This is a genomic window from Microbacterium hibisci (assembly GCF_015278255.1).
GTDB classification, from domain to species: domain Bacteria; phylum Actinomycetota; class Actinomycetes; order Actinomycetales; family Microbacteriaceae; genus Microbacterium; species Microbacterium hibisci.
The window spans coordinates 92,807-106,985 of sequence record NZ_JADIJC010000007.1 but is presented as its reverse complement, the minus strand read 5'-3'; the positions used below and the strand labels follow the sequence as shown (position 1 = coordinate 106,985).

12 protein-coding genes are annotated in these 14,179 nt (G+C 71.2%); 9 read left to right on the top strand and 3 right to left on the bottom strand.

The window, feature by feature from the left end; genetic code table 11:
* Nucleotides 1–14 precede the first annotated feature (14 nt).
* The 4 genes from IM770_RS13835 (at nucleotide 15) to IM770_RS13820 (ending at nucleotide 4,131) form a co-directional block, all read left to right on the top strand.
* Entirely contained in the window at nucleotides 15–1,670 is a 1,656-nt protein-coding gene (locus tag IM770_RS13835) for an amidohydrolase (RefSeq protein WP_203581738.1), read from the top strand.
* Nucleotides 1,671–1,705: 35 nt separating this feature from the next.
* A complete protein-coding gene (locus IM770_RS13830; protein ID WP_203581737.1) occupies nucleotides 1,706–2,263 on the top strand; it encodes a cysteine hydrolase family protein in 558 nt (185 codons plus the stop codon).
* A gap of 111 nt (nucleotides 2,264–2,374) precedes the next feature.
* Nucleotides 2,375–3,805 (top strand): NAD(P)/FAD-dependent oxidoreductase, encoded by a 1,431-nt coding sequence (locus IM770_RS13825; protein ID WP_203581736.1) that lies wholly within the window; start codon nucleotides 2,375–2,377, stop codon nucleotides 3,803–3,805.
* The gene (locus IM770_RS13820; protein ID WP_307785467.1) at nucleotides 3,802–4,131 is read left to right on the top strand and encodes a cupin domain-containing protein; all 330 of its coding nucleotides are present in this window, start codon (nucleotides 3,802–3,804) and stop codon (nucleotides 4,129–4,131) included. Before IM770_RS13825 ends, IM770_RS13820 begins: the two co-directional genes overlap by 4 nt.
* Nucleotides 4,132–4,165: 34 nt before the next feature.
* On the opposite strand, the gene IM770_RS13815 is transcribed toward IM770_RS13820, so the two are convergent.
* Entirely contained in the window at nucleotides 4,166–5,740 is a 1,575-nt protein-coding gene (locus IM770_RS13815) for a PucR family transcriptional regulator (RefSeq protein WP_307785466.1), read from the bottom strand.
* A 174-nt stretch (nucleotides 5,741–5,914) separates the two neighbouring features.
* Between IM770_RS13815 and IM770_RS13810 the strand changes: the two genes are divergently transcribed.
* The 4 genes from IM770_RS13810 to IM770_RS13795 all read left to right on the top strand — a co-directional run bounded on the left by IM770_RS13810 (nucleotide 5,915) and on the right by IM770_RS13795 (nucleotide 10,361).
* The gene (locus IM770_RS13810) at nucleotides 5,915–7,468 is read left to right on the top strand and encodes a CoA-acylating methylmalonate-semialdehyde dehydrogenase (protein ID WP_239066234.1); all 1,554 of its coding nucleotides are present in this window, start codon (nucleotides 5,915–5,917) and stop codon (nucleotides 7,466–7,468) included.
* A gap of 153 nt (nucleotides 7,469–7,621) precedes the next feature.
* Nucleotides 7,622–9,031, top strand: a complete 1,410-nt coding sequence (locus IM770_RS13805) for an aspartate aminotransferase family protein (RefSeq protein ID WP_203581734.1) — start codon at nucleotides 7,622–7,624, stop codon at nucleotides 9,029–9,031.
* Between the two features lie 148 nt (nucleotides 9,032–9,179).
* Entirely contained in the window at nucleotides 9,180–9,587 is a 408-nt protein-coding gene (locus IM770_RS18080) for a transferase (RefSeq protein ID WP_203581733.1), read from the top strand.
* Nucleotides 9,588–9,674: 87 nt separating this feature from the next.
* A complete protein-coding gene (locus IM770_RS13795) occupies nucleotides 9,675–10,361 on the top strand; it encodes a thermonuclease family protein (protein WP_203581732.1) in 687 nt (228 codons plus the stop codon).
* Between the two features lie 4 nt (nucleotides 10,362–10,365).
* On the opposite strand, the gene IM770_RS13790 is transcribed toward IM770_RS13795, so the two are convergent.
* Complete coding sequence (locus IM770_RS13790) at nucleotides 10,366–10,764, bottom strand: DUF1304 domain-containing protein (RefSeq protein WP_203581731.1); 399 nt, start codon at nucleotides 10,762–10,764, stop codon at nucleotides 10,366–10,368.
* Between the two features lie 198 nt (nucleotides 10,765–10,962).
* Between IM770_RS13790 and IM770_RS13785 the strand changes: the two genes are divergently transcribed.
* The gene (locus IM770_RS13785) at nucleotides 10,963–11,559 is read left to right on the top strand and encodes a LysR substrate-binding domain-containing protein (RefSeq protein ID WP_239066233.1); all 597 of its coding nucleotides are present in this window, start codon (nucleotides 10,963–10,965) and stop codon (nucleotides 11,557–11,559) included.
* Between the two features lie 190 nt (nucleotides 11,560–11,749).
* Here IM770_RS13785 and IM770_RS13780 read toward each other — a convergent pair whose 3' ends face one another.
* Nucleotides 11,750–14,119 carry a CHAT domain-containing protein gene (locus IM770_RS13780; RefSeq protein ID WP_239066232.1) on the bottom strand — a complete coding sequence of 790 codons (2,370 nt, stop codon included), beginning with the start codon at nucleotides 14,117–14,119 and terminating at the stop codon, nucleotides 11,750–11,752.
* Nucleotides 14,120–14,179: the final 60 nt, after the last annotated feature.

Below are 14,179 nucleotides of genomic sequence, written 5' to 3'. Positions count from 1 at the left end.
AGGAGAACCAGCCCATGTCGCACGCCGATCTCGTCTTCACCGGCGGTCCCGTCTTCACCGCGAACACGGTGCGGTCGCGGGCGACCGCCGTCGCCGTCCGCGCCGGTCGCATCGTCGCCGTGGGTGGTGACGATGTGCGCGACCTCGTCGGGCCGTCGACCGAGGTCGTGGACCTGCGTGGCCGGATGCTGCTGCCCGGCTTCCAGGACGCGCACGTGCACCCGGTGTGGGGCGGCCTCGACATGCTGCGCTGCGACCTCGCCGCGCTGACGACCTCGGCGGACTACCTCGACGCCATCGGCCGCTACGCGACGGCGCACCCCGACGAGGAGTGGATCCTCGGCGGCGGCTGGCAGATGTCGGCCTTCCCCGGGGGCACACCGACGGCCACGGCCCTCGACACGGCGACGGGCGACCGCCCGGCGTTCTTCCCGAACCGCGACGGCCACGGGGCCTGGGTGAACACCGCGGCGCTGCGGCGCGCCGGCATCGGCCGCGACACCCCCGACCCCGCCGACGGACGCATCGAGCGCGACGCCGACGGCAGCCCGTCGGGCACACTGCACGAGGGTGCCATGGCGCTCGTCAACCACCTGCTCCCCGAGGAGACGCTCGGGCGACTCACCGAGGCTCTTCTCCTCGGCCAGAGCCACCTGCACTCGTTCGGCATCACGGCATGGCAGGACGCGATCGTCGGATCGTATGGGGATGCCGGCGACCCGGCTCCCGCGTACCTGCAGGCGGCCGCCGACGGCACGCTGACGGCCCGCGTGGTCGGCGCCATCTGGTGGGACCGCACGCGGGGCCTCGAGCAGATCCCCTCGATCCTCGAGCGACGCGAGCGGTACCGCGGAGGACGGTTCACCGCGACCTCGGTCAAGGTGATGCAGGACGGTGTCGCCGAGAACTTCACCGCCTCGATGCTCGAACCGTACTGCGACGGCCACGGCCACTTCACCGACAACTCCGGGATCTCGTTCGTGCCGCCGGAGGTGCTGAACGAGGCCGTGCCGCTCCTCGACGCCGAGGGATTCCAGCTGCACTTCCACGCGATCGGCGACCGCGCGGTGCGCGAGTGCCTCGACGCCGTCGAGCACGCGACCGCACGCAACGGCCGCAGCGACAACCGCCACCACATCGCCCATATCCAGGTGGTGCACCCCGAGGACGTGCCCCGCTTCCGCGAGCTCGGTGTGGCCGCGAACATGCAGTCGCTGTGGGCGACCTACGAGCCCCAGATGGTCGACCTCACGCTCCCCTTCCTCGGCGACCCGCGCAGTGCCTGGCAGTACCCGTTCGGCGACCTCCTCCGCGCCGGCGCCGTCCTCGCTGCCGGCAGCGACTGGTCGGTGTCGACGCCCGATCCGATGGCGGCGATCCACACCGCGGTCAACCGCACGGCCGCGCCCGGACACGAGGAGGGCGAGTACGACGCGTTCCTCCCCGAGCAGGCGATCGACCTGGCGACCTCTCTCACCGCGTACACCGCCGGATCGGCCTGGGTGAACCACCTCGACGACGTCACCGGAACCATCGAGGTCGGCAAGCTCGCCGACCTGGTCGTGCTCGACCGCGACCCGTTCGCGGGACCGGCCGACGAGATCGGAGCCGCCCGGGCGCTGCAGACCTTCGTCGAGGGCGAACGCGTCTACGCCGCCGCCGACGCGTGAGCGGCGTGCCCGCCGCGGACTCCTATGCTGTTGCGGTGACCCGACTCCTGCTGCTCATCGACATCCAGCGCGACTACTTCCCCGGGGGCCGGCATCCGCTCGTCGATCCGGATGCCGCCGCCGATGCCGCCGCGCGCCTGCTGACCGCGTTCCGCTCGAGCGGGGAACGCGTCGTCCACGTCCAGCACGTGTGGGACGGGCCCGATGCCGCGTTCTTCGAGCCCGGCACGCGCGGGGTCGAGTTCGACTCCCGCGTCGCGCCCGACGGCGAGGAGCACGTCATCGTCAAGCACGAGCCCAACGCGTTCCTCGGGACGGGCCTCGAGTCGCTGCTGCGTGCCGCCGACGCCGACGAGATCGTGGTCGCCGGGATGATGTCGAGCATGTGCGTCGACGCCACCGTCCGCGCGGGCTCCGATCTGGGCTTCCGCTTCACGGTCGCGCAGGACGCCTGCGCCGCTCCCGACCTGGCCTACGACGCCCGCACCGTGCCCGGCGCCCAGGTGCACCTCGCCTTCATGGCGGCGCTCGACGGCACGTACGCACGGGTGGCCGACGTCGACGCGCTCGTGGGGGAGCTCGCCCCGGCCTGACGCGACAACCTGTCCGACGGCGCGCGGAAGTCCCGACAGCGGAGCCCCGCCACGCTGTCGCCGACGGGTGAGGATGGGAGCACCAGACACTCGCATCGGAGTTGATAAACCGTGGGCACGACCGTCTTCGAACGACAGCGGCCGGCAGCATCCGTCGTCCAGCATTCCCTCGCCGACACGCGGCACTCGGTGTTCTGGCGCGACGACCTTCCTCAGAGCCTCACGCCCGATCGGCGGTCGCTCGTGGGCTCGCACCGCGCCGACCTGGTCGTGGTGGGCGGCGGCTACACCGGACTGTGGACGGCGCTCCTCGCCACCGAGCGCGATCCGGGCGCGAAGGTCGTCATCGTCGAGGCGCAGCGCGTCGGGTGGGCGGCCTCGGGCCGCAACGGCGGCTTCTGCGAGGCGAGTCTCACGCACGGGCACGAGAACGGCATGGCCCGCTGGCCCGACGAGATGCCGACACTCGACCGGCTGGGCGCGGCGAACCTCGACGCGATCGAGGCCTCAGAGGCCCGCTACGGCATGGACTTCCAGTTCGAGCGGACGGGGCAGCTCGCTCCCGCGGTCGAGCCTCATCAGGTCGACTGGCTGAAGGAGTGGGCCGACGAAGGCGAGGAGGGCGTGGTCTATCTCGACCAGGCCGAGGCACAGGCATCCGTCGCCTCGCCCACCTACCTGGCCGCGGTGTGGGAGAAGAACGCCTGCGGCATGGTGCACCCGGCCCGCATGGCCGCCGAACTCGCCCGCGTATGCGAGGAGCGCGGGGTCGAGATCTTCGAGCGCTCGCACGTCACCGGCCTCGACACCTCGGGCCCCGGAGTGGTCGTGATCACCGACGAGGGGCGGGTGGCGGCATCCCGCGCCGCACTGGGCACCAATGTCTTCCCGTCGCTGATCAAGCGCAACCGGCTCATGACCGTACCCGTCTACGACTACGTGCTCATGACGGAGCCGCTCACCGACGCGCAGCTCGCGTCGGTCGGCTGGCAGGACCGGCAGGGCATCGGCGATCTGGCGAACCAGTTCCACTACTACCGGATCAGCAAGGACAACCGGATCCTCTTCGGCGGCTACGACGCCATCTACCGTTACGGGCGCCGCGTGGATCCCGCGTACGAGCACCGTCCCGAGACGTGGCGCACGCTCGCGAGCCACTTCTTCACGACGTTCCCGCAGCTGGAGGGGCTCCGCTTCACGCACCAGTGGGCCGGGGCGATCGACACGTCGACACAGTTCACCGCCTTCTTCGGCACCGCGCGCGAGCGCCGCGTCGCCTACGCCGCCGGCTTCACCGGCCTCGGCGTCGGCTCCACGCGCTTCGCCGGCGAGGTGATGCTCGACCTGCTCGACGGCGTCCGGAACGAGCGCACCGAGCTCGAGATGGTGCGCAAGCGGCCGCTCCCCTTCCCGCCCGAGCCCGCGGCATCCCTCGGCATCAACGCCACACGCTGGTCGCTCGACCGCGCCGACCACAACCGGGGCAGGCGGAACCTGCTGCTGAAGACGCTCGACGCGCTCGGCCTGGGCTTCGACTCGTGAACCCTGGAATCGTGACGGATGCCGCCTCCCTCGCGCTCGACCTGCAGCCGGTGCCCGCCGATCAGGTCGTCGAGGGGTCGCCCCGCGCCGGGTACGCCGAGCTGACGGACACCGTCGGCGTGTGGGAGCACACGCCCGGCACCTCGACCGACGTCGAGGCCGACGAGGTGTTCGTCGTGCTGTCGGGGTCTGCCACCGTGTCGTTCGACGACCCCGCGCTGGCCGACATCGAGCTGCGCCCCGGATCGGTGGTGCGCCTGACCGCGGGCATGCGCACCGTCTGGACGGTCCGCGAGACGCTCCGCAAGGTCTACCTGGTGGGCTGATCGCCACGGTCGGCGGCGGAGCCTGCCGCTCGTCTCAGCGGCCGGCGGACCGTCGCACCAGCAGCGCGAGGTGCAGAGCGGTCTGCGTCTCGCCGTCGTCGAGGTCGGCGCCGAGCAGCTCTTCGATGAGGGCGATGCGCTGGTAGAACACCGAACGCGACAGATGAGAAGCGGATGCCGCGGCCGTGCGATTGCCCGGATGCTCGAGCATCGCCTCCAGCACGTCGAGCAGGTCGCCCGAGCGCTGGAGGTCGTGCGAGATGAGGGGTGCGAGCATGCGCTCGCCGTGCTCGAGCACGCGGTGGTCGTCGCGCAGCGCCGTGACGAGCTGCACGAGCGGACGGTTCTCTCCACGGCGCAGGTGGGGCCCGCGGCCGGCGCGGCGACGACGGCCGCCCGCGAGGTCGACGGCCTCGTGCACCGACGCGAGGGCCTCCTCAATCCCCTCGGCAGCCCGTCCGACCGACACGGTGAGCCGGTCGACGTCGGCGGGCTCCACGAGCGATCGCACGAAGGCCAGCACCGCGGCGTCGTCGAACACGGCGTCCGGCGGCAGCGAGACGAGCATCGTCGCGGCGGGTGCCGTGGCGCCCGCCGGCGCTGATCCCGCCAACGCGCGGCCGCGCAGCGCCCGGGCCGCGGCATCCGCCCGGTCCACCGACACCGGAGCGCCCGACACCACCAGGCCGTGGACCTTCGCCCCGCGCAGCGGGAGTCCCGACGCCTCGAGTCGCGCGGCGGCACCGCCGACCCCGGCGAAGCGACCGGCGAGCAGGCCGTCCACGAGGCGTCGCCGCCCGATGCGGGCCCACTCGTCCGCGTCGCCGTCGGCCAAGCGCCCGACGGCGAGGGCGATCGCACCCTGCTCGAGCACCGCGGTGCGCCCTGCCGGATGCTCCGGTCCGGGAAGCGCGATGAGGTTGCCCCAGCGGATGCCGCGCGCCTCGACCGGCACGATGAGCCAGTCGTCGGCGCCGGCCGGCGTGCCGCGTTCGCGTCGCTGCTCGGAGCGCCGGTGGGCCGATCTGGACCGGAGCTCCCACTCCGTGAAGAGCTCCTCCTCCATGGCGAGCGGCACTTCGGCGGCCACCACTTCGTAGCCGAGGTTCTCGAGCACGATCGGCGCACCCAGGGTCTGCGCCAGCTGATGGACGATGAAGTCGGCCGGCGAGCCCCGCAGCACGAGGGCGGTGAACCGCTCGCGCACTTCGTCGCGGGCCCGCAGGGCGTCGGTCTGGCCCGTGATGATCCGGCTGTGCACGGCCTCGGTGAGCGTCACGAACTTGACCTCGCGGTGGAGCACGATCAGCGCGAGGCCGCGGGCTCGGGCGGCCTCGACGACCACCGCGGGAACATAGCGGTAGTGGGTGCCGAGCTCGAGCACCAGTCCCGAAAGGCCGGCGTCGGCGAGCTCATCGACGAACCGGCGCAGGTCGACCGGCTCGACCGGCCAGGACGACCCGGTCGAGAGCAGCAGCTCGCCGCCGTCGAGCAGGCGGGCGACTCCGGCGCTGTCGGACACGTGCAGCCACCGCACGCGTGCGTCGAGCGCCTCGTCTCCGACGAGCACCTCGGGCACGCCGTGCGCGACCGCGTCGAGGGCGAGCACGTCCCGCACCGTGGGGAGGGTCTCGTCAGCTGATCTCTCGGCCGGACGATCCGTTTGGATCGTCCGATCTTCGCGACGGTCGGGCACCGTGGCCGCCTCTTCTTCTCTGACAGGCTGGGACCCGTCCAGCCTAAGGGATCGCCGAACGATCTGTCCGACACCGAGAGGAACCGCATGAGCATCGCCGAGAGCACCGTCATGACCGAGAGCACGGACGCCGATGTGCGCGTCATCTCGCATTGGATCGATGGCGGCGAGCGTGCGTCGACGTCGGGGCGGACGGCGCCGGTCTACAACCCGGCGACCGGTGCCGTCGCGGCGCAGGTCGCGCTGGCTGACCGGGCCGAGATCGACGCGGCGATCGCGTCGGCGGAGGCCGGGTACCGGGTGTGGAAGACGTACTCGATCGCGAAGCGGCAGACGGTGCTGTTCGCGTTCCGGGAGCTGCTGAACGCCCGCCAGCGCGAGCTGGCGGAGATCATCACCGCCGAGCACGGCAAGGTGCTCTCGGACGCGATGGGTGAGATCCTCCGCGGCCAGGAGGTCGTGGAGCTGGCGACCGGGTTCCCGCACCTGATCAAGGGCGCGTTCAGTGAGAACGCCTCGACGGGTGTGGACGTGTACTCGCTGAAGCAGCCGCTCGGGGTGGTAGGGATCATCAGCCCGTTCAACTTCCCCGCGATGGTGCCGATGTGGTTCTTCCCGATCGCGATCGCCGCCGGCAACGCCGTGATCCTGAAGCCGTCCGAGAAGGACCCGTCCGCCGCGCTGTGGCTGGCCGCGCTGTGGCAGGAAGCCGGGCTCCCGGCCGGGGTGTTCACGGTGCTGCAGGGCGACAAGGCCGCCGTGGACGGGCTGCTGACCTCCCCGGTGGTGCAGTCGATCAGCTTCGTCGGGTCCACCCCGATCGCGCAGTACATCTACGAGACCGCGTCCGCCCACGGCAAGCGGGTGCAGGCGCTCGGCGGTGCGAAGAACCACATGCTGGTGCTCCCCGACGCCGACCTCGACCTGGTCGCCGACCAGGCCGTGAACGCCGGTTACGGCGCCGCCGGGGAACGCTGCATGGCGATCTCCGTGGTGCTCGCCGTGGAGCCGGTCGCGGACGAGCTGATCGGCAAGATCCAAGACCGCATCGGAAAACTCCGGATCGGGAACGGGGCAGGCACCGACGGCGTCGAGCCCGACATGGGGCCGCTGATCACCGACGTCCACCGCGACAAGGTCTCCTCCTACGTCGACATCGCCGAGCAGGACGGTGCGAAGATCGTCGTCGACGGCCGGAACTACACGGTCGCGGGGCACGAGGACGGGTTCTTCTTCGGCCCCACCCTCATCGACGACATCCCCACCACCTCCCGGGCGTACCAGGAGGAGATCTTCGGGCCCGTGCTCTCGGTCGTCCGCGTCGCCAGCTACGACGAGGGGCTGGAGCTGATCAACTCCGGCCAGTTCGGCAACGGCACCGCGATCTTCACCAACGACGGGGGCGCGGCCCGCCGGTTCCAGAACGAGGTCGAAGTCGGCATGATCGGCATCAACGTGCCCATCCCCGTCCCCGTCGCCTACCACTCCTTCGGCGGCTGGAAGCAGTCCCTGTTCGGCGACGCCAAGGCATACGGCCTCCACGGGTTCGACTTCTACACCCGCGAGAAAGCCATCACCAGCCGCTGGCTCGACCCCGCCAGTCACGGCGGCATCAACCTCGGCTTCCCCCAGAACAGCTGACCCGCACCCGCGTTACGTCTCGCTTCGCTCGCGCAACGGCCGAGATCCCGGTCGTTGAGCGAGCGAGGAACGATCGAGACGAAGCGCCTCTCACCCGCGAGTGACGCCGAGCCCGTTTCGTCTCGCGTCGCTCGCTCAACGACCGGAGCTCCCATGACCGACACGCTCGCACGCACTGCTGTCTTCACCGATCCGACCGGCGCGACCCGGCCGCTGCCCGATCCCGAGGCCGGCGCACGCGTTCGCGCGGACGACCGCGGCCACGTGTTCCACTCGTGGAGCGCGCAGGCGCTCATCGACCCGCTGCCCGTCGCGACCGGCGAGGGGTCGACGTTCTGGGACTACGACGGCAACGCGTACCTCGACTTCAGCTCGCAGCTGGTCAACCTCAACCTGGGCCACCAGCATCCGGATCTCGTCGCGGCGATCCAGCGTCAGGCCGGACGCCTCGCAACCATCCAGCCGGCGATGGCGAACGACGCGCGCGGCGAGCTCGCCCGCCGCATCGCCGAGGTCGCGGGCGACGGGTTCGAGAAGGTGTTCTTCACCAACGGCGGTGCCGACGCCAATGAGAACGCCGTGCGCATGGCGCGCCTGGTGACGGGCCGCCGCAAGGTGCTGTCGATGTACCGCAGCTACCACGGCAACACCACGACGGCGATCTCGCTGACCGGTGACCCGCGACGCTGGCCCAATGAGCCCGGCGACGGCTCGACGGCGAAGTTCTTCGGTCCGTACCCCTACCGCTCGGCTTTCCACTCGTCGAGCGCCGAGGAGGAGACGCAGCGCGCGCTCGAGCATCTCGAGCAGACGATCGTGCTCGAGGGGGCGTCGACGATCGCCGCGATCGTCATCGAGACGATCGTCGGCACGAACGGCGTGCTCGTCCCGCCGCCCGGGTATCTCGCCGGCGTGCGCGCGCTGTGCGACCGGTACGGCATCGTCTACATCGCCGACGAGGTGATGGTCGGCTTCGGCCGCGTGGGCGAGTGGTTCGCCTTCCAGGCATTCGACGTGCGGCCCGACCTCATCACCTTCGCCAAGGGCGTGAACTCGGGCTACGTGCCGCTCGGCGGTGTCGTCATCTCCGACCGGATCGCCTCGCACTTCGACACGGTGTCATTCCCGGGCGGGCTCACGTACTCCGGCCATCCGCTGGCCTGCGCCGCGGGGGTCGCCACGTTCGAGGTGTTCGCACGCGACGGCATCCTCGAGCGCGTGCGCGACCTCGGCTCGCGCGTGGTCGAGCCGCGCCTGCGCGACCTCGCGTCGCGGCATCCGTCCGTCGGCGACGTCCGCGGGATGGGCCTGTTCTGGGCCATCGAGCTCGTCAAGGATCGCGAGACCCGCGAGCAGCTCGTGCCCTTCAACGCGAGCGGGACGGATGCCGCACCCATGGCGGCCGTCGCCGCGGCGTGCAGGCGCGAAGGCGTGTGGCCCTTCACCCACTTCAACCGCGTGCACGTCGCGCCCCCGCTCGTCATCGCCGAGGACGAGCTGCTGCGCGGCCTCGACGTCATCGACCGCGCCCTGTCGGCGGCCGACGAGCACGTGTCGCGCTGACCCCGCTCTCCCCTGCAATCCGCCCCGTATCCCGGTTCCGAATCTTTGGCAAGCCCCTGCATCCATGGCATCCGATGCGAGGGAATGAATATGCAGGAGTAGAGGTTATTCCTGTACTCAGCACCTCCCGGTGCTGCAGGAGGGGACCGTGGGCAAGAACTACATCGACATCGAGAACGACCAGGGCGAGACGCTGCGCTACCGCAAGCACGTCAATGGTCGAGGCCTCATCGCGCATGGAGCGAAGGTGCACCCGAGCGCCATCGTCGAGGCGGGGGCCTATGTCGAACCGGGTGTGCAGATCGCCGCAGGCGCGCATGTCGGCCGCGGCGTATGGGTGGAGTCGGATGCCGTGATCGGCCCCGACGTCGAGATCGCGCCGCACGCCCACATCGGGCCGCGCGCGGCGATCGGGCCGCGCGCGAAGATCGGCGTACGGACCCAGGTCGGGCACGATGCCCGGGTCGCCGGCGGCTCGCTCATCGGCGACGACGAGACGATCGCCGACGGCGAGCGCGTCGCCACCGACAAGCGGGGGCTTCGCCTGGCTGCCTGATCTTCTCGCGCGGGGCTGGAGCCACCGCCTCCTCCCCCTGTGGAGAGAGCGAGCGGCACGGCGCCCGCGCTGGCTACCCTGGCGCCCGTGAGAGACGACTTCGAGACGAGCCCCGGCCGCCGGCGGCGCCGGGGCTTCATCACGTGGGCAGCCGTGGTGATCGGGGTCGCCCTGTTCGTCCTCGCGATCGCATGGCCGGGCGGCTCGCGCGACGCCGACGACGGCCCGTGGTCACTCGAGGACTGGGACCTGCATCAACGACGGATGCCGCCTCCGCCTGTATCTGCCTCACCGGCGGCGGAGCCTCTCGCGGAGGGCGGTTCCGCCGGCGTTCCGGCACGCCCCGCGGGAGCGTTCGCGCTGACCGTCCGCTATGTGTTCGACGGCGACACGATCGAGGCGCAGGTCGTCCAGCCGAACGACATCGTGACGACGACCGCGCCGATCCGCATCCGGCTCATCGGCGTCGACACCCCAGAGGGCACGCCGACCCCGGAGTGCTGGGCCTACGAGGCGCGCACCCACCTGACGAAGCTGCTGCCCGAGGGATCGACGTTCTGGGCCGCGCCCGACGTCGACTCATGGGACGACTACGATCGCCGCCTCTTCAACGTCTGGACGGACGACGGCCGTTTCGTCAACCACGAGCTCGTCGCCGCGGGCGACGCCGAGGCGATCCGCATCTCGCCCAACGTCGCTCACTTCGAGCTGCTGGCGGCCACGCAGGCCGACGCCCAGGCGGCCGGCGCCGGCCGGTGGGGCGCGTGCGGCTGATCCGTCAGGCGAAGAGGAACAGCACGAACCCGATGAGCGGCAGCGTGCCCTGGATGAGCGCCGCGCGCAGGTAGCGCGCGCCGGTCGTGAGCAGCACGAGCGCCGCCGCCACCATCGAGCCCAGGCTGAACAGCACGAGCGCGAGCCCGGCTGCGCGCACGGGCGCGGCATCCGTTCCGGCATAGATCAGCACGAGACCGATCACCACGCCGATCGCGAGGAACAGGTTGTAGAAGCCCTGGTTGTACGCCATCGGCTTCGTCGTGTCGGCGGCGGCCTGGTCTGCCACGCCGAACCGCTTCCAGATCTTCGGCTGCGTCCACTGCACGCTCTCCATCACGAAGATGTACACGTGCAGCAGCGCCGCCAGCGCCGCGAAGACCGTCGCCAGGATCGTCACCATGAGCGAACGATAGCGCCCCCGGATACGCTGATCGGTATGGCGAAAGGCGGGTCGCGCGCGAGCGGACGGGGGCGGGATGCCGCGACCCGGCGATCGGGCGCACCCGGCGGTTCGGCACCCAAGGGCAAGGGCAATTCCCCGAAGCCGCGGCGACCGCAGCCGTCACCCGGCCCGTCGCCCGTTCCCCCGGCGCCGGAGATGCCGGAGACCTTCACACTCGGCGCGATTCCCGGCGCGACGCCCGGCAAGTGGATCGACACATGGAACGAGCGGATGCCGCGCACGGCGCTCGAACTCGTACCCCTCGCGGTCGCCGATCAGCGTCGGGCCCTCGTCGAGGCCGAGGTCGACGCGGCGCTCGTGCGACTGCCGATCGACAAGGACGGTCTCCATGTCATCCCGCTGTACGACGAGGTTCCGGTCGTCGTCTGCGCCCGTGACTCGCATCTGACCGCGGCCGATGAGCTCGACCTCGCCGACCTCGCGGGCGAAGTGCTCATCGTTCCCGAGGACGACGTGCTCGGCATCCGTGTTCCCGGTACCGAGGCGCCTCGCTTCGCTCCGCCGGCCGACAGCGCCGACGCGATCGCGACCGTCGCCGCGGGCGTCGGGATCGTGGTCGTGCCGATGTCGCTGGCACGCCTCCACCACCGTAAGGACACGGAGTACCGCCCACTCCGGGGCGGACCGACGTCGACCGTGGCTCTCGCGTGGGCCGCGGAGCGGACGACGCCTGCCGTCGACGCGTTCGTCGGCATCGTCAGGGGCCGCACCGCCAACTCGTCGCGCGCCTGAGCCCGGCGTGGGATGAGGGGTGCCGCCCCAGTTCCCATGCGGCACCCCTCGAGGACCGGCGAGACCCGCAGCCCGATGTGCGTCCCCAATTCGGTCTCTTGCGCCCCCGACCCCCCGTCGGGCGGCGCAAGCCGTTCCGATGACCAGGAGACCGCGGCATCCGCCCTGATACAGGCCGGCCGAAGAAAGTTCAGAATCCGGCGCCGTGCACCTGGAACGGGGCGACGATGCCCGTGCGCTCGGACGCCTGAACCAGGGCGACGGACGGAGGGATTCCCGCGGCGAGGCCGTCGTGCAGGGCGCCGAGCAGCTCGCACGCGTCGTCGTCCGCGACCACCACGGGTGCGGCAACGACGGACCGCGCCCCCGCGTGCAGCCACACCCGCGTCATGCCCACCGCCTCCTCCCCCCAGCGGACCGACGACCGGCCGACCTCACAGGCGGACAGCACCACGGTTTCGGGGACCTTCTCGATGAGGTCGATGTCGTAGCCGAAGAGCGTTCCGTCGGCGAGCTCGAGGCCGGAGAACATCGGATTCTCGCCGGCATGCCGGCCGTGCGCGGCGACATGCAGCACATCCACGCGCGCAGCCAGCTGTTCGACGGCGTCGACGGTCGCAGTGGCACCGGCGATGACGGGGGCGCGTCCCCACGCCGCCATCGCCCGCTGGACCTCCTCGGGGCCTCGCGCCACCCCTGGGCCGACCACGAACCCTGCCGTGTGCGCGGACTGGGGGTCATCGTGCGAGCGGAGCCAGCGGGTGACCGAAGTGGCGAGGGTGAACACCCGGCCGCGCATGGCAGGGAGCATCGCCCACGGAATCCCCGCGAGAACGCCCGGGGTCGTGATCACGATGCGACGATCCCCGACCGCTGCCAACGGCTGCTCCAGCAACGCGGCCGAGAGCGCGGCGAGCCGCCGTTCCAACGAGCGCCGGACGACCTCTGACATCGGACCGCTCCGAACAGACGAGGCCATGTCGAGGTCGGCGCGAAGTCCACGCATGGCAGCCGTGGCAGACTCCCACGCGGGGATGTCGACGATCCGAGCGCCCTCGCGGGTCGTGATGAGCGCGCGCATGGAGTCGGCTGTGTACACGTACGCGAGGACTGCTGTGTCGGCGTCGAGCACGTCCAGGACTTCGCGGAGGCTGGCGGGACGATGGAACGCCCCGCTGCCTGTTCCCGCCCAGTGCCGCTCGAGCGCGCGGTGCTCCAATTCCGCGGCCTGGGGATTGCGCAGCCAATCGCCCGACGAGTCCTCGGATCGCAGTTGACGCAGTTGCGCCAGCTCCGCTGCCGCGGCGGCGTCCCGGGGCGGACGCAGAGGAACGACTTGCTGACTGAGGTGGCGGGTGCGCTCAGACCAATCGAAGACGATGTGCGGGCGCCCCGAACGCACCGCGGCTCGCAGACCGGCCAGCGCCAGGCCCCGACCATGCATGACCACGGACGTCTGGAGGTCGAGGCTTCCGAACGTCCGCTGCCAGCGCGCAAGTTCGTCCAGGCCGGCTGCCGCATGCTTCCTGGCTTCCGCGTTGCGGCCGGCCGCCGCGGCGCGCTCGGCGCGCACCTCGTGCGCCAACAGCCGGACTTCCATGGATGCCGCGCGAGGAATGCGGATCGGCGAAGAAGCTTCGGCCCGCTTCTGCTTCGCACGCCACAATTCCTGAGACATGCGGAGCGCGATCGCCTCATTGCGGAACCCGCCGCGCTCGAGTGCGACGGAAGCGGCTGCGATGTCGTCGGTCGAGGGAATGCGACGGGATCGAGCGGTGGCCCGGATGCGGCCGGCGGTGTGGTCCGACAGCTGCGCACGCAGGCGCAGCGCGTCCGCGCGCAGCGCCCACGTGTCGTTGCCGAGGCGGCGGAAGCGCCGGGCCGCCCGGGCCGCGACCAGCGCCGCTCTTCCCGGGTCGTGCGGGAGGAGCGATCGCGCCAGGCTGTACTCGGCCTCCCCCTGTGCGCGGGTCATCCGGCGCCGGCCGAGCGCCGCCGCAACCTCGGAGAGGATGGCCTCTGCGCGTCTCGTCAGACCCGCATCCCGGTAGACCTCCGCGCGATCGACGTCGATCATGGCGGCGAAGGGGACACCCGCGAGGATCGGTCGAGCGGACTGCATGCTCTGGAGGGCTCCGACGATGTCGCCACGGAGCAGATCGATATAGCCGAGGTTGTGGCGCGCCTCCGCGGCATCCACGGCCATTCCCTGCGCGGTGTAGGCGCGCGCCGCGGCCTCGGCATCGCTCGCGGCCGCGTCGAGTCGCCGCAGCTGGATCGCGACGAGACTGCGGTTCACCAGCAGATTCGCCTGCTGCACCGGATCCGAGACCGTCGCGATGGCGCGGCCGAGCATCCGGTCGGCGTCAGCCAGGCGGCCGGCCTGCTCCATGATCGACCCCATCTGGCCGGCCAGGAGGGCCACCGTGGACGGCGAAAGGCCCGGCGTCGACAGAGCCGATTCGCACATCCGCTCGGCTTCGGCGAGCGCCCCTGTCCGGGCGAGCACGAACGCCAGCGTCCCGCTGATCCTGGCACGAAGGTCAGGGTCGACGTCCATCGCCGCAGCGGTCTCGAGCAAGTGGCGGGCAGAGCCGAATCTCCCCCTGTTCGCGAGCTG

What these genes read in the sequence shown, in the direction of transcription:
- IM770_RS13835 (WP_203581738.1), top strand. Translation starts at nt 15, where the DNA reads ATGTCGCACGCCGATCTCGTCTTCACCGGCGGTCCCGTCTTCACCGCG.
- IM770_RS13810 (WP_239066234.1), top strand. Translation starts at nt 5,915, where the DNA reads ATGAGCATCGCCGAGAGCACCGTCATGACCGAGAGCACGGACGCCGAT.
- IM770_RS13805 (WP_203581734.1), top strand. Translation starts at nt 7,622, where the DNA reads ATGACCGACACGCTCGCACGCACTGCTGTCTTCACCGATCCGACCGGC.
- IM770_RS13790 (WP_203581731.1), bottom strand. Translation starts at nt 10,764, where the DNA reads ATGGTGACGATCCTGGCGACGGTCTTCGCGGCGCTGGCGGCGCTGCTG.
- IM770_RS13785 (WP_239066233.1), top strand. Translation starts at nt 10,963, where the DNA reads ATGCCGGAGACCTTCACACTCGGCGCGATTCCCGGCGCGACGCCCGGC.
- IM770_RS13780 (WP_239066232.1), bottom strand. Translation starts at nt 14,119, where the DNA reads ATGGACGTCGACCCTGACCTTCGTGCCAGGATCAGCGGGACGCTGGCG.